Origin of the sequence: Gilliamella bombi (assembly GCF_900103255.1) — a bacterium.
In the GTDB taxonomy this organism is placed as follows: Bacteria; Pseudomonadota; Gammaproteobacteria; order Enterobacterales; family Orbaceae; genus Gilliamella; species Gilliamella bombi.
Genome location: NZ_FMWS01000064.1, coordinates 1 through 15,058 on the forward strand (window position 1 = coordinate 1; position 15,058 = coordinate 15,058).

General features: G+C 33.4%; 16 protein-coding genes and 2 pseudogenes. 11 read left to right on the forward strand and 7 right to left on the reverse strand.

Features of this window, described 5'->3' with window-relative positions:
• Positions 1-391: 391 nt before the first annotated feature.
• Positions 392-871: pseudogene (locus B9N71_RS13580) on the forward strand (DUF4184 family protein).
• 223 nt (positions 872-1,094) lie between these two features.
• On the opposite strand, the gene gmhB reads toward B9N71_RS13580, so the two are convergent.
• Positions 1,095-1,631 (reverse strand): D-glycero-beta-D-manno-heptose 1,7-bisphosphate 7-phosphatase, encoded by a 537-nt coding sequence (gene gmhB, locus B9N71_RS10860; protein ID WP_085165947.1) that lies wholly within the window; start codon positions 1,629-1,631, stop codon positions 1,095-1,097.
• 118 nt (positions 1,632-1,749) lie between these two features.
• Here gmhB and metN point away from each other — a divergent pair, with 118 nt between their 5' ends.
• The 4 genes from metN (at position 1,750) to tsaA (ending at position 5,288) form a co-directional block, all read left to right on the forward strand.
• The gene (gene metN / locus B9N71_RS10865; protein WP_085165948.1) at positions 1,750-2,781 is read left to right on the forward strand and encodes a methionine ABC transporter ATP-binding protein MetN; all 1,032 of its coding nucleotides are present in this window, start codon (positions 1,750-1,752) and stop codon (positions 2,779-2,781) included.
• 112 nt (positions 2,782-2,893) lie between these two features.
• Positions 2,894-3,535, forward strand: a complete 642-nt coding sequence (locus B9N71_RS10870) for a methionine ABC transporter permease (protein ID WP_085165959.1) — start codon at positions 2,894-2,896, stop codon at positions 3,533-3,535.
• Positions 3,536-3,549: 14 nt separating this feature from the next.
• Positions 3,550-4,452 (forward strand): MetQ/NlpA family lipoprotein, encoded by a 903-nt coding sequence (locus B9N71_RS10875; RefSeq protein WP_085165949.1) that lies wholly within the window; start codon positions 3,550-3,552, stop codon positions 4,450-4,452.
• A gap of 122 nt (positions 4,453-4,574) precedes the next feature.
• Positions 4,575-5,288, forward strand: coding sequence for a tRNA (N6-threonylcarbamoyladenosine(37)-N6)-methyltransferase TrmO (gene tsaA / locus B9N71_RS10880; RefSeq protein WP_370738313.1), 714 nt, complete (start codon positions 4,575-4,577; stop codon positions 5,286-5,288).
• Positions 5,289-5,509: 221 nt separating this feature from the next.
• On the opposite strand, the gene hslO is transcribed toward tsaA, so the two are convergent.
• The 3 genes from hslO to B9N71_RS10895 form a co-directional block, all read right to left on the reverse strand.
• Complete coding sequence (gene hslO, locus B9N71_RS10885; RefSeq protein WP_085165951.1) at positions 5,510-6,388, reverse strand: Hsp33 family molecular chaperone HslO; 879 nt, start codon at positions 6,386-6,388, stop codon at positions 5,510-5,512.
• Positions 6,375-6,770: a ribosome-associated heat shock protein Hsp15 gene (gene hslR, locus B9N71_RS10890; protein ID WP_244178549.1), complete on the reverse strand. Its 396-nt coding sequence runs from the start codon at positions 6,768-6,770 to the stop codon at positions 6,375-6,377. The genes hslO and hslR overlap by 14 nt, the downstream gene beginning before the upstream one ends.
• A 101-nt stretch (positions 6,771-6,871) precedes the next feature.
• A complete protein-coding gene (locus tag B9N71_RS10895; RefSeq protein WP_143422122.1) occupies positions 6,872-8,416 on the reverse strand; it encodes a hypothetical protein in 1,545 nt (514 codons plus the stop codon).
• A gap of 305 nt (positions 8,417-8,721) precedes the next feature.
• On the opposite strand from B9N71_RS10895, the gene greA reads away from it, so the two are divergent.
• On the forward strand, positions 8,722-9,198 hold the full coding sequence (greA, locus tag B9N71_RS10900) for a transcription elongation factor GreA (protein ID WP_034910774.1): 477 nt from the start codon (positions 8,722-8,724) through the stop codon (positions 9,196-9,198).
• A gap of 62 nt (positions 9,199-9,260) precedes the next feature.
• Here the strand turns inward: greA and yhbY are convergent, their stop codons facing one another.
• Positions 9,261-9,554 (reverse strand): ribosome assembly RNA-binding protein YhbY, encoded by a 294-nt coding sequence (gene yhbY, locus B9N71_RS10905; RefSeq protein ID WP_034910776.1) that lies wholly within the window; start codon positions 9,552-9,554, stop codon positions 9,261-9,263.
• 96 nt (positions 9,555-9,650) lie between these two features.
• Between yhbY and rlmE the strand changes: the two genes are divergently transcribed.
• The 5 genes from rlmE to B9N71_RS10930 all read left to right on the forward strand — a co-directional run bounded on the left by rlmE (position 9,651) and on the right by B9N71_RS10930 (position 14,288).
• A complete protein-coding gene (gene rlmE, locus B9N71_RS10910) occupies positions 9,651-10,277 on the forward strand; it encodes a 23S rRNA (uridine(2552)-2'-O)-methyltransferase RlmE (protein WP_085165954.1) in 627 nt (208 codons plus the stop codon).
• 76 nt (positions 10,278-10,353) lie between these two features.
• The gene (gene ftsH / locus B9N71_RS10915) at positions 10,354-12,210 is read left to right on the forward strand and encodes an ATP-dependent zinc metalloprotease FtsH (RefSeq protein WP_085165955.1); all 1,857 of its coding nucleotides are present in this window, start codon (positions 10,354-10,356) and stop codon (positions 12,208-12,210) included.
• A 196-nt stretch (positions 12,211-12,406) separates the two neighbouring features.
• Positions 12,407-13,249 (forward strand): dihydropteroate synthase, encoded by an 843-nt coding sequence (gene folP / locus B9N71_RS10920; protein WP_065590429.1) that lies wholly within the window; start codon positions 12,407-12,409, stop codon positions 13,247-13,249.
• Between the two features lie 244 nt (positions 13,250-13,493).
• Positions 13,494-14,066 carry a DUF2975 domain-containing protein gene (locus B9N71_RS10925; RefSeq protein WP_085165956.1) on the forward strand — a complete coding sequence of 191 codons (573 nt, stop codon included), beginning with the start codon at positions 13,494-13,496 and terminating at the stop codon, positions 14,064-14,066.
• Positions 14,067-14,078: 12 nt separating this feature from the next.
• On the forward strand, positions 14,079-14,288 hold the full coding sequence (locus tag B9N71_RS10930) for a helix-turn-helix domain-containing protein (protein ID WP_034910784.1): 210 nt from the start codon (positions 14,079-14,081) through the stop codon (positions 14,286-14,288).
• 4 nt (positions 14,289-14,292) lie between these two features.
• Here B9N71_RS10930 and B9N71_RS10935 read toward each other — a convergent pair.
• Positions 14,293-14,814 (reverse strand): annotated as a pseudogene (locus tag B9N71_RS10935) (aspartate/glutamate racemase family protein); the annotation flags it as partial.
• A 42-nt stretch (positions 14,815-14,856) separates the two neighbouring features.
• Positions 14,857-15,058 (reverse strand): transposase (locus B9N71_RS10940; RefSeq protein WP_143422123.1); only part of this gene is annotated, 202 nt, incomplete at its 5' end.

Here is a 15,058-nt window from a genome sequence, read left to right on the forward strand (position 1 = left end):
TTTTAAAGAGCTAACAGCTTATATCCCTCGTCAACCTTTCGTTGATTTAGTTCGCTGTCTCAAGGGTTGCGTATACTACGCTAACCCTTTTTATTCGTCAAGATCTTTTTTAAAATTTTTGATCTCACTTAATCACCAACTCTTCGCCTGCTTGTCGCTGACTGCGTGTCAGTGGATGCGCATTATAGGGGTTTAAAAAAATTATACAAGAGATCATTACGCATTTTTTCTTGTTTGCATTTTTTTTGCTCAAGACGAGCTAAAAACAAACTAAGTTGAATTGTTGTAAAACCAAATTCTAATATTTAATACCTTTGGTAGGTCGATTATATTTCTTATAACAAACAAAATAGCTTTAAATTAAACACTCTTTATTAAGTTAGAATAAAAAGTGCCTTTTACATTCGCTCATCTAGCTATCATATTACCTTTATATAAGAAACCTCATCTATTTTCTATGACGGCTTTGATTATTGATAGTATGGCTCTTGATTTTGAGTACTTCTTAATAATGGAGGTAAAAAGTGCTTTAAGTCATAGTCTAGCTGGTATTTTTCTATTTGATTTACCAATGACTTTAGTTATTGCTTATATTTTTCATTTTATCATTCGAAATGTTTTAATTAAAAATTTACCTAATTTCTTTTATAAGTGATTTGCTAATTATTTAACTTTCAACTGGAATAAATATTGCTGTTAGCATTGGTTAAGTTTTTTAACATCGGCAATTATTGGCATAATTTCTCATATTGGATGGGACTCTTTTACTCATCCGTCAGGTTGTTTTGTTCAACTTTTTAGTTTATTACAACATGGTAGTTCATTAATTGGTATGAGTTTTGTGGGACTATTTATTATTTACCGATTGTAACATCTAAACAAAATAAAATTGGTTTTCCATACTGAGGAGCTTAGTAACACTTATTACTTTGCTTATTTTTGGCAACTATTCTTTTTCTACAAATCAGCTAGATATAACTGTTGTTACTTTTATTAGCACCTGTTTTATTGGATTAACCATTACTTCACTGATACTTAAAAGTATAACTTTAATACAGCGTTTAATCTAAACACTGTATTAGTTAAAACAACAATCAATATTGGTTTTTTATTCTTTTTGGTAGATCAGCCAAACTATCAATAATCAAATCAGCTTGTTCTAATGCCTCTTCTGTTATGGTATCACCCGTTTTTACTAACACAGTTTTTTTAACTCCAGCTTTTTTACCCGATAATAGGTCAGACACTCTATCTCCAACCATATAGGAATTAGCAATATCAATTTTTAGTTCTTTAGCTGCTGTTTGAATCATCCCTGGATTTGGCTTACGACATTCACAAGTATCCACTAACGGGTCGTGAGGGCAATAATAGACACCATCTAAATCAACACCACGATCTTGTAAAGACCAATCCATCCATTCAGTCAAAGTATGAAATTGTTCTTCTGTAAATATATTTCTAGCAATACCTGATTGATTGGTTGTTATAACTAACATAAAACCCATTTTTTTGAGTTCTTGCATTGCTTCAATAACACCATCAATAAAATGGAATTTATCGATTGTATGTACATAATTATAATCTATATTAATAGTACCATCTCGATCTAAAAAAATAGCTGGCTTCATATTTACTTTTTTTCCTTTTAATTTTAGATATTACTCTAATTCATATAGCATATTATTGATTGACTTAGATGTCTAGACGTCTTAATATTCATTTATTCATCTTTTGTTTTTATATATTATGATACAACTACAACATATTTCGAAAACATTTGAGCATAATAAAACCCCAATTTATGCTTTAAAAGACATTAATATCCATGTTCCCCAAGGGAGAATTTACGGTGTTATTGGCAAATCAGGGGCTGGGAAAAGCACACTTATTCGCTGCATTAACCTACTAGAAAAGCCGACTGGTGGGAAGATCTTCTTTGATAATCAAGAGATCACTAATCTATCTAATAGAAAATTAATTGAAATACGCCGAAAAATTAGTATGATTTTTCAACATTTCAATTTACTTTCCTCACGTACTGTATTTGATAATATCGCTTTCCCTCTAGAACTCAATAAAACGCCTAAAATAGCAATTAAGCAGAAAGTAAATGAGCTTATGGAATTAGTCGGATTGACAGAGAAAGCGAATGTTTATCCAACTAATTTATCTGGAGGACAAAAACAACGTGTTGCTATTGCGAGAGCTTTGGCAAGTGACCCCAAAGTATTATTATGTGATGAAGCAACCAGTGCGCTTGATCCTGAAACAACACGTTCAATTTTGTCATTACTAAAAGATATTAACCAAAAATTAGGATTAACAATTTTATTAATTACTCATGAAATGGATGTAGTAAAACAAATTTGTGATCAAGTAGCTGTTATAAGTGATGGCGAACTAGTTGAACAGTCATCAGTAGGCGAAATGTTTTCTCATGCTAAAACAGATATTGCACGACAATTTATTCAATCAACCTTACACCTTAGTATTCCAGATGATTATTTAATAAGGCTATCATCTGAACACAAAGAAGGACTCAATCCGCTATTACGTTTAGAATTTACAGGAGTCTCCGTTGATTTACCATTATTATCTCAAATCGCTAAAGAATTCGAAATTGATAGTAACATTATCAGTGCACAAATGGATTATGCTGGAGGAGTCAAATTTGGCTTAATGTTATTGGAAATGAAAGGGAAACAAAAAAGTATGGCATCAGCAATTCAATTCTTAGAAAAAAATAATACTAAAGTAGAGGTGCTCGGCTATGTTTGATTTTATTCCTTCATTTAAACCTTTTGAATCATTATTTCGATATTTAACTCAATATAATTTTTGGGCTGACTTTGTTGCTTTTTGTTCATCATTTAATGGCTTTAATGAAGCAATGCTGTTCAAAATGGCACAAGCAACAGATGAAACTCTATTTATGGTCATCTTATCAGGTTTTTGGGGAACGATAATTGGATTACCCGTTGGTATATTACTTTATACGACGCGTAAAGGACAAATATTGGATTGTTATGCCGCTAATAGCACTATTTCATTTATTACTAATGTATTTCGTTCAATCCCTTTTATCATATTAATTGTATGGATTATTCCTTTCACCACAATTTTAATGGGCACCTTTATAGGTAAACAAGCTGCAGTGGTACCATTAAGTATTGGTGTATCGCCATTAATTGCACGTATGATAGAAAATGCATTATTAGATGTTCCCAAAGGATTAATAGAGGCTGCACGCTCAATGGGTGCAACACCACTACAAATTATATATAAAGTTTTATTACCTGAATCATTGCCTATAATTGTCAATAGTATGACAATTACTTTAATTACTTTGACAGGATATATTGCAATGGCTGGAGCTGTTGGCGCAGGAGGCCTTGGGCAACTTGCTATTCAATATGGTTACAACGGCTACAAGCCAGCTATAATGAATACTGTTTTAGTTATATTAATTATTATTGTCTTTATTATTCAATTTATTGGCAATATGATTGTTAAACGCGTCACGCATCATTAATTTTGGAGAAATATATGTCTATTAAAAAGCTAGCACTTATTACCACATTGGTAAGTGCATTTTTTCTAACTGGCTGTGATAATAATAAACAAACAGCCACAACAGATAACAAACCAACAGAACCAACTAAAGTAAACGTTCTAAAAGTCGGAGTAATTTCAGGCCCTGAACAAGAAGTTGCTGAAGTAGTTAAACAACAAGCAAAAGATCTTTATAATCTAGATGTTGAACTAGTTATTTTTAACGATTACGTAACCCCAAATCAAGCATTAAATGATGGCTTAATTGATGTAAATGCTTTCCAACATAAACCATATTTATATGAACAAATGAAAGAACGTGGCTATAAATTAGCTGTAGTAGGTAATTCATTTGTTTATCCTATTGCAAGCTATTCTCATAAACTAAAACCAATTGATGAATCAATAGAAACAGGCGAAGGCGTAAAAGTCACTTCACCACGCGGTGAAGCATTTTTCATTCCAGCTAACTCAACGATTGCTATTCCTAATGACCCTACAAACTTAGGACGTGCATTACTATTATTACAACATGAAGGGATGATTACGGTTGATAAATCTAAAGGTTTACTACCAACTGTACTTGATATTACAAGTAACCCTTATAACTACAATATTTTAGAACTTGAAGCTCCAATGTTACCTCGTTCATTGGATGATGCACAAGTTGATCTTGCAATCATCAATAACGCATTTGCAGGACAAGCAAACTTAACACCAAGTAAAGATGGTATTTTTGTTGAGGATAAAGAATCACCATATGTCAACATTATTGTTTCGCGTGAAACGGATAAAGATAATGAAAATGTGAAAAATTTTGTAAAAGCATACCAAACCGAAGCTGTTGCACAAAAAGCTGACCAAATTTTTAATGGTGGAGCTATTCGCGGTTGGTAATAATTTATAAATAGATATTAGACTAATATTAAATCCGCCGCTCTTTGTATCGATCGGCGGAAATAGAGATAATAATTAAATTACTTAACAAAATTGCTACTCATAAATAAAATTATCGACCAATAATGACATATCAAATTGAACCAATCGGTATTATCCACTCACCGTATAGTGAAAAATTTGCCGTTCCAAGACAACCCAATCTAGTTAGTGCAGGACAAGGGGAACTTTATTTATTAGCACCTTATAATGACCCTATCAGTGTAAAAGGATTAGAACAATTTTCACATTTATGGCTATTATTCTTATTTCACCATGTTGCCCCTGAAAAATGGAGATTAACCGTTCGCCCTCCTCGTTTAGGCGGTAATAAAACAATGGGGGTGTTTGCTACACGCTCGCCATTTAGACCTAATCATATTGGGCTTTCAGCAGTAGAGTTAAAAGATATCATCATAGAAAATAAGCAAGTAGTCTTAAAATTAGGAAGTCTCGACTTAGTCGATGGCACACCAATTATTGATATCAAGCCTTATCTCCCTTATTCCGATAGCCACTCAGAAGCACTTGCAGGATACGCACAATCTACTCCTGAAAAAAAAATAACAGTAGAGTTCTCACAAAAAGCACGATTATCTTTGGATTTACAAAAACAAAGTTATCCTCAACTCGCCGAATTAATTACACAAGTAATATCCCAAGATCCAAGACCAGCCTATAAACAAAAAAACATTAATGAACAAGCATACGGATTTACACTTTACCATTTTAATATTAAATGGAGAATCGTAAATCAACATGCCATTGTTGAAGATATTTATGTAGAAAGTAAATGAAAATAATTTTTATGAATTTCAAAAAGTTAAGGCTAAAAAATTTTTTATTAATTTCAATGTAAAATAGTTTTGTAAATTTACTTTACAAAATTTTTATATAAAACCGATAAAATAGATTGGTATCTTTTTTCTATTCTGTTAAATTGAATACGGGTTTAATTCCCTATATTTCACTTTACCACTAAGGTGTTAATAACCTTAGTGGTATTTTTCTATTAAGATCAATGATAATGTAGGTTACTTGTACTTCTAATTTCAGCAATATCAATTGCATCAAACAGATAATGCTTTCCACAATAATCACAATGGATATCAATCTTTCCCTCGTTTTCCTTTAGGATTTCATCAATCTCATTAGCTGGTAAAGTCATTAAACTATCTTCACAACGTTGACGTGAACATCCGCACTTAAAAGTAATATCATGCGTTTCAAAAAGACGTACTTCTTCTTGATTATATAAACGATATAAAATCTCATCAGCAGAAAGTTGAAATAACTCATCACTAGTGATTGTCTCAGTTAAAGTGCTAACATGTTCAAATGATTCAACTGTATTTTCATTAGCAGGTAAAACTTGCAATAAAATACCTGCTGCTATTGGTTTATTATCATGTACACCTATTTTTACAAATAGACGAGTAGGGAGCTGTTCTGATTGCATAAAATAATTTTCGATACAACCAATAAGTGTATCTTTTTCCAGACCAACGATACCTTGATAACGCTCACCATTTTTAGGGGTAATAGTAATAACGACATAGCCATTACCCACCATCTCTTTAAGTGTTGCATTATCAGCGATTTCACCGCTAACCCGAGCAACACTGCGTAGCTGCTGTTGATCATTACCATTAACAACCGCTAAAGATAACGCTCCATCACCTTGTAACTGAACAGCAATATCGCCTTCAAATTTTAGTGTTGCTGTTAATAAACTAGTTACAACCAATAATTCACCAAGCAATTTTTGTACTGCTATTGGATAAGTATGATTATCTAAAATCGCTTGATATGTCTGTTCCAAACGGGTAATTTCACCACGAATAGGGTGATTATCAAATAAAAAACGGTTTAAAGTATCCATATTAATTATTGCCATCTTGTTGCCTATCATATTTAAATTTAATCAAATTACGCCGTTCCTTTTTATCAGGCCGTCTATCTGGATGCGGCATTGTCAATGCATTAAGTTTACGCGCTTGCGCTATTTTTTCTCGTTTTGCAATACTGTCAGGAGTTTCTTGATAAAGTTGTTGGGCTTCAATAGCAGTTCTTCGTTGTTCACTGATGGCTAAAACCCGAACTGTTTTTTGAACAGAGCCTTGGCGAAGCGTTAAGATTGCTCCGACTTCAACAAGCTTACTTGGTTTGGTACGTTGGCCATTATAATGCACTTTACCACCGTCAACCATTTCTCGTGCTAATGATCGAGACTTATAAAATCTTGCCGCCCAAAGCCATTTATCTAATCTTATAAGCACTATTACTACCTCATATTACTTATTATTGAGTTTTTTAAGCTCAAATGAACATAATAACTTAAACATCTTAACGATGTTATATAAGGATGCTTTTGTAAAAATCAATGCGCAAGATTAATGATATACTCATACCCATTAGCCGAAAATTTACCTGAGAAATTAAATGGTTGTAATTTACCATGTAAATTAGCTGAGTAATTCATAGCATTTGGCGGTTGTTTTATCAATTTCCAATTCTCTAGTAACAAACTTGTTACACCATAAGCATCAAATTGCAAAGATAGCGGTTCATTTTGCGATAAATCAACTTTTGCTCTCGACTCAATTATTCCCCCATTAGTTAAAGAACTAAAACTTAATGAAGGATGGTTATCAGAATCAAATTTGAGAACAAGATCTGGATAACGAATATCAATTCGATTTAACGAAGCTTTTTCAGATTTAAAAAAGACAGTTCCTGAAAATAGTCCTAATTTTTGCGCTTTTGCTAAAGTGATATCTTTACCTGAAGCTTGAAAATTATATAAACTAAAAGGAAAATCGCTCTGCTTTCTAATTATCAAACTTTGAAAAATATTCAGCTTATCAAGCTTAATATTTCTAAAAATATTAGGTAACAGAGTCTGTCCCAAATTTTCAGGAATCTCATAGACAATATCCGCTAACATTAATTGATCTAGATGTAAGGTATTATCTTTCCACTTACCAGAAAAATTTATACTACCTTTATTCCATTTTGCTAATACTTTTTGAATTGTCGCTTCTTGGTTTTGAAATGATAATTGTGCTAATACCGACGAAAATAACTGATTATGCCAAACTAGTTCTTCGGCAGTAAAAATAAAGGAGCCCTGTTCGAAATGCCATTGCCCATCATAACGAAGATTCGTCGCTTCAATATTGCCTTTTTCCATTAAAAAACTAGGCAACTGAATACTACTTTCCTGTATCGATAATTGTTTGATTATTAACTTTGGAAGGACATGAGAATATCTATCAAAAAAATCATCATCAGTTGATTGAAAATGTATATTATGCAACTTTAATTGTTCGATATCTAAAATATTGTCGGCCTGTATTTTTAATTTACTGACAAAAAATCCGTCATTAATATCTCCACCTAAATTAGTAATCGTCGTAATACCATCTCGATGGAATCCTTGAATAAGCAAGGATTTTATTGGTATTTGATTTACCAAAGCTTCTTGAGAAGTAAAATCAAATTGATATTTATCTCCCTCTGATGAAAAAAAAGGTTGAATCCCTCCATTGATTTTGAAGAAAGAAAGTTTGTCTTTTCCATTATTAGCCAGAATATTAACGGTTGAATTAACAAATTTTAGTGTGTTTGTTGAAAAAGCATAATGCTTGGATTGAGTATTATTAATAGTGCCATTAATGACAGTAACATAATTAAAATGATTTAATTGCCATAAATGACTTTTATCCAACCCTACAACTAATTTAGGAACATTAATAATCTCTTGATTATTATCATTGACAACAACATCATCAAAAACCAATTCATAAAAAGTTGAAAAAGAGTGATGAACACTGCCGATTGAGATTGTATATGAACTTAATTTAGATAACTGATAACTAACTAATTTTGCTCCGAACGAAGTTTGTAAAACAAAATAAGACAACAATAAAAAAAACCAAACGATGGACAGAGAAATGATTATATAAAATCGGAATTGCCGCATAAATAAATGTAATTATTATAATGAACTACTAAATAGTTATATTACGATAACCGATTTTTATAAAAATATCATCTCATTTTCAGTATAAATGATTTGTTATTAAACTAACTTTACAGTTAATATATAAATATTCACTTTAACGTTTTTAAATAAACAAAAAACAATTAACTTTCTCTTTCTTTTGATTAAGATAAGGGATAATTATTTTTTATTTACTAAAATAAGTAAAAACGGGAGATACCTAGATGAAACAAATCCCAATGACAGTAAAGGGAGCTGAACTATTACGAGCCGAATTAGAAGAGTTAAAGAATGTCAAAAGACCACAAATAACGGCAGCAATAGCAGAGGCAAGAGCTCATGGCGATTTAAAGGAAAACGCTGAATACCATGCAGCAAGAGAACAGCAAGGTTTTTGTGAGGGTCGTATTCAAGAAATTGAAGGTAAATTATCACAAGCTCAAATTATTGATATTACCAAAGTAAAAAATACTGGTCGTATTATTTTTGGTGCTACAGTAACAGTAATAAATATTGAAACGGACGAAGAGACAACATATCGCATAGTGGGTGATGATGAAGCTGACTACAGACAAAATCTTATTTCAGTCAACTCACCTATTGCCAGAGGGTTAATTGGCAAAGAAGATGGTGATACAGTACAAATTAAAACCCCAGGGGGTGATGTAGAATTTGATATTGTTAAAGTTGAATATATCTAATTATTAAATAAACCACTTACAAAAGCAGATGATAAATGCAACAGGGCTAAGCCCTGTTACATTTATTTAGGTAGGGAAATTTTCTTATCTTCGCTTGGTCTAAAAATAGTGAAATTAGAACCAACCAATTGCACTGCTAACGCTTTTGTTTCGCGTACAATTGCATCACAAATAAGCCTTTTTGTTTCACGATCTTCAGCAGAAACCTTAATTTTAATCAACTCATGGAAATTTAAAGCGTTGTCAATCTCGGCAAGTACACCCTCGGTAAATCCATTAGCCCCAATCATCACTATAGGTTTTAAATGATGAGCTTCACTTTTTAAATACTGTTTTTGTTTATTCGATAAATTCATTAAATTTTTATCACATTAAGTTGTAATTTTGCTATTCTACCCTTATATATGTTTGTAATCAATGAAGTGACCTTTTACATTAAGGATTTATTAGTTGTGAGTAATAAAAAACGCTCAGCAAGTTCAACGCGCTGGCTCAATGAGCATTTTAATGATCGCTTTGTACAACAAGCACACAAAAAAGGGCTCCGATCTAGAGCTTGGTTCAAACTTGAAGAAATTCAAAAAAGTGACAAATTATTTAAGCCCGGAATAACGGTTGTTGATTTAGGTGCAGCCCCAGGAGGTTGGTCACAATATGTCGCATCGCTTATCGGCAATAAAGGGCGTATTATTGCCTGTGACTTACTTCCCATGGATCCCATTGTTGGCGTTGACTTTCTTCAAGGCGATTTTCGGGATGACGCAGTTTTAAAAGCATTACTTGAACGAGTTGGCGAAGAAAAAGTCCAAGTTGTCATGTCAGACATGGCGCCCAACATGAGCGGTCAACCTGCAGTTGATATACCTAGAGCAATGTATTTAGTTGAACTAGCGTTAGATATGTGTAAAGACGTACTTGCTCTTAATGGTAATTTTATTGTTAAAGTGTTTCAGGGCGAAGGATTTGAAGAGTACCTAAAGCAAGTCCGTTCAATGTTTAAAACGGTCAAAATTCGTAAGCCTGAAGCCTCACGAACACGATCTCGAGAAGTTTATATTGTTGCAATGGGTATGAAGTAGCCAGTTGTATAATTTTGTAGTACCATACTTTGTTAAATTTAGTCGTAACTGTTAATTTTTATGAGAGGTTTTTCTTTTGAACGACATGATAAAGAATTTACTGATCTGGGGAATCATCGCTGTAGCATTGATTGTTGGATTTAGCCAATTCAGCTCAATATCTAATAGTGGACCTCAAGTCAATTATACCCAATTTAATTCCGATATCGCAGCTGGTAATCTCCAAGAAGTGCATATTAACGGACGAGAAATTGTTGCCACAACTAAAAATAAAGGCAATTACACTACATATATCCCTTACCTTGATGGAAAATTAATGGATGATTTATTGGCCAATAAAGTACCTGTTTATGGTAAACCCGATGAAAGACCAAACTTAATCACCAGCATTCTTATCTCTTGGTTTCCTATGATTTTGCTTATTGGTTTTTGGCTCTTTATGATGCGTCAAATGCAAGGTGGTGGTAAAGGTGGACCAATGTCAGTTGGTAAAAGTAAAGCAAAAATGCTAACGCCAGACCAAGTCAAAACAAAATTTACCGATGTTGCCGGAAGTGAAGAAGCAAAACAAGAAGTCACCGAAGTTGTCGACTTTTTACGCGATCCAGGCAAATATCAAAAATTGGGAGGACGCATACCAAAAGGGATTTTAATGGTAGGACCTCCTGGAACAGGTAAAACTTTACTAGCAAGAGCTATTGCAGGTGAAGCCAATGTGCCTTTTTTTAGCATTTCAGGTTCTGACTTTGTTGAGATGTTTGTGGGAGTGGGGGCTTCGCGAGTGCGAGATCTCTTTGAACAAGCACGTAAACACGCACCTTGTATTATCTTTATTGACGAAATTGATGCCGTCGGACGCAAGCGTGGTGCTGGCTCAATGGGAGGTCATGATGAACGAGAACAAACATTAAACCAAATGTTGGTTGAAATGGATGGGTTTGAGGCTAATAGCGGCATTATTATCATCGCGGCAACTAACCGAGTTGATATTTTAGATTCGGCGTTACTCCGTCCTGGACGTTTTGACCGCCAAGTGCAAATTGGTTTACCAGACATGAAAGGCCGTGAACAAATTCTTGCCGTTCATGTACGCAAAGTTCCGTTAGGTTCTGATGTCAACTTATCGGTATTAGCTCGTGGCACACCAAATTACTCTGGTGCAGAACTTGCTAATTTAGTTAACGAAGCAGCTTTATTTGCTGCACGTCGAAACAAACGAGTAGTTACCATGGAAGAATTTGAGGAAGCCAAAGACAAAATCAATATGGGAACTCAACGCCGTTCATTATCTATGACGAAAGAACAATTAACTAATACTGCTTATCACGAAGCTGGACATGCGATTGTTGGCTATCTTGTGCCAGATCATGATCCACTTCATAAAGTAACTATTATCCCTCGTGGGCGCGCATTAGGTGTAGCATTCTTTTTACCTGAAGGTGACCAAATTAGCCAAAGCCGAACTCAATTAGAATCAAAAATTTCTACCGCTTATGCAGGCCGAATTGCTGAAGGATTAGTCTTTGGTGAAGATAAAATTACGTCGGGGGCATCAAGTGATATTCAATATGCATCTAATGTTGCTCGAGCAATGGTAACCCAATGGGGATTCTCAGAACGTTTACCACCTGTATTATTTGAGTACGAAGAATCATCTTATGGGCCTTTGAAAAAAATCTCAGATAGTACAGCTCAAATTATTGATGAAGAAGTTGACGCTATTATTCAACGTAACTATCAACGTGCAAAAACGATCCTAACTGAAAATATTGATATTCTTCACGCCATGAAAGATGCACTGTTAAAATATGAAACAATCAATAAACAACAAATTGATGAACTTATGAATCGTCAACCGGTCACACCACCTGATGATTGGACGGAAAGCGATGAAAAAGCAGCAAATGAAGGTAGTGATACACCACTACAATAAAAAAGTTAATTTGCTTTAATAAAATATAACGCGCTTACGGCGCGTTTTTTATCGGTAAACTAAAAATAGCTTATCAATAAATTTGCAGGAATAAAGCAACGATTATATTGAAAATTTCACTTTAATTATGCTTAATAATTTTGAAGATCATTTAAACAACTGCATCATTAATTTTAATCAAATAGGGCTTTTAATCATGGAAATACATTTTCAAAATCATGTGATGGATCTTTCATTCCCACAAGTGATGGGCATCGTTAATATGACGCCAGATTCATTTTCTGACGGTGGTAATTATAACAACCTTGATGATGCTATGCGTCGAGTTGACAGTATGATCCAAGCTGGTGCAACATTTATTGATGTCGGTGGCGAATCAACACGCCCTGGTGCAACTGAAGTGTCTGTCGATGAAGAGCTTAACCGTGTTATTCCATTAGTTGAAAAAATTGCCCATTATTTTGATGTTTGGATTTCGGTTGATACATCAAAACCACAAGTCATGACCGAATCTGCCAAAGTAGGAGCCCATCTAATTAATGATATTAGAGCTTTAACAGAACCAGGTGCGGTTGAAGCAGCTGCACAAACAGGATTACCTGTTTGCATTATGCATATGCAAGGCGCTCCTAAAACTATGCAAAATGCGCCATACTATGAGCTAGATATCTATCAAGAAGTCGATAATTTTTTTACAAAACAGATCCAACGTTGCATAAACGAAGGCATTGACCGTCAAAAAATCATACTCGACCCTGGTTTTGGATTTGGTAAAACACTAATGCACAATTACCGGCTATTAGCAACACTTGAACGGTTTCACCACTTAAACCTTCCTTTATTAGTAGGCATGTCCCGAAAATCCATGATAGGACAAGTATTAAATGTACCACCGCAAGAACGTACACTCGGTAGTATTACATGTGCAGTAATTGCGGCAATGAAAGGAGCAAAAATTATTCGCGTACACGATGTAAAGGAAACTTTCAATGCACTAAGGATTGTACAAGCAACCCTTGCAGAACAAGATTCCTTTTGAGATTGTAAAATCGTTGTATTTTTTCGAACAAACTTTTTCATATATAACATTGATTTTAATTAATTTATATCTAATTATTTTTTAGTGAAATCAAATGATTATAAAGTAATTTTATTTAATATTTAGTTTTTATAATTAAAAATAATAAAATAAAAAATTATCGTTTTACTTTAATTTTTTATTGTTTGATTAATTTCCCAATGCTATACTGTGTTCACTTTTTATAAAACGAAAGGATTTAAAAATGAACACAGATATGACTAAAACACATTCTCGATTGAATCAATATTGTCGAATTATGGCATTACTAACATTAATTCCAATTCTAATTTTGTTAATTGGCGCAATATCTCCATTCTTATATTATTTTTTTGATAGACAAGATATTGGACTTGTAGGGTTTACTTTCTCCTCTGGTGAGTGGGAGAATGTTGATCCTGTATCTTTATCTGGATGGCAAGCGGCTATTGCAACATTAATGGATACTTCATTAATACTTCTTTTAGTTTATGCGTTTTATCAACTTAGACTACTGTTTATCAATTACAGTCAATCCGAATATTTCTCAGTAAAATCAGCCAACCATTGTTACATCTTTGGCAAATTGCTTGTTTGTTGGGTGGTTATAAGTTTTTTATCTGAACCGTTATTAACAACGATCTTGACTTATAATCAAGAGGAATCAGCACGTTACTTTTCTATTTCTTTTTCTAGTGATGAAATTATAACGTTATTTCTTGCGATTAGTATTATGCTCATTGGTCAAATACTAAAAAAGGCCTGCCAACTAGCTGAAGAAAATAAACAATTTATTTAAAAGGAGTCATATGTGCCAATTATAATAAATTTAGACGTAATGCTTGCTAAACGTAAAGTTAAATCAAAAGATCTAGCGGTAGCAGTTGGTATTACAGAACAAAATTTATCATTACTTAAGCAAGGTAAAGTAAAAGGATTTAGACTAGCAACACTCGAAGCAATCTGCAAACATCTAGATTGCCAACCAGGTGATATACTAGAATATACCAACGAAGAATAACTTATTAACTTATTGCAAGTAATGCTACCTCTTGCGCGTGAATTAAGGCTGTATCAAAAAAAGGTATATTACGATCGGATTGAGAGATTAATAACCCAATTTCCGTACAGCCTAAAATAACACCTTCTGCGCCATTTTTAATGAGTTTATCAACAATATTAAGATAGGCTTGCTTAGAATCAGGCTGAATAATACCTTTGCAAAGTTCATCATAAATGATCTCATTAATAATATTTCTGTCTTGAGATTCAGGAATAAGCACATTTAAATTTTTATCGATCAGTTTAGATTTATAAAAGTCCTGCTCCATTGTATATTTAGTACCTAACAAAGCGACCGATTTAATATTTTGTGCGAGTAAATGTTTAGCTGTCACATCGGCAATATGAATAATCGGAATATTAATTGCTTTTTGGATTTGATCTGCGACTTTATGCATAGTATTGGTACAAATAACAATAAAATCTGCACCAGCTAATTCAACTCTTTTAGCCGCATCAATTAAAATTTCTGCGCTTTTGTTCCACTTATTATTAGGGGCTGTTGATCTTTGCTGTACATAAATTACTCAACAATACATTGGCAGCCACATTAACATAAATGCCAGTGATACCATACTGGCATAATTCCTTTCTAACTTATCGTATCTAGTTGATATTGAACGATATTGCTTGATTCTAGCAAAGGCATTCTCGACTAAATGACGATAGCGATAAAGGCACCTATCCATACTGCTTTTATCTATATCCTTACCATAATTACGTTTAGCA

Excerpts from the sequence above, each read along its gene's own strand:
- hslO (WP_085165951.1), bottom strand. The coding sequence starts at position 6,388 with ATGGCAATAATTAATATGGATACTTTAAACCGTTTTTTATTTGATAAT.
- gmhB (WP_085165947.1), bottom strand. The coding sequence starts at position 1,631 with ATGAAGCCAGCTATTTTTTTAGATCGAGATGGTACTATTAATATAGAT.
- folP (WP_065590429.1), top strand. The coding sequence starts at position 12,407 with ATGGAAATACATTTTCAAAATCATGTGATGGATCTTTCATTCCCACAA.
- B9N71_RS10875 (WP_085165949.1), top strand. The coding sequence starts at position 3,550 with ATGTCTATTAAAAAGCTAGCACTTATTACCACATTGGTAAGTGCATTT.
- metN (WP_085165948.1), top strand. The coding sequence starts at position 1,750 with ATGATACAACTACAACATATTTCGAAAACATTTGAGCATAATAAAACC.
- B9N71_RS10925 (WP_085165956.1), top strand. The coding sequence starts at position 13,494 with ATGAACACAGATATGACTAAAACACATTCTCGATTGAATCAATATTGT.
- B9N71_RS10870 (WP_085165959.1), top strand. The coding sequence starts at position 2,894 with ATGCTGTTCAAAATGGCACAAGCAACAGATGAAACTCTATTTATGGTC.
- greA (WP_034910774.1), top strand. The coding sequence starts at position 8,722 with ATGAAACAAATCCCAATGACAGTAAAGGGAGCTGAACTATTACGAGCC.
- yhbY (WP_034910776.1), bottom strand. The coding sequence starts at position 9,554 with ATGAATTTATCGAATAAACAAAAACAGTATTTAAAAAGTGAAGCTCAT.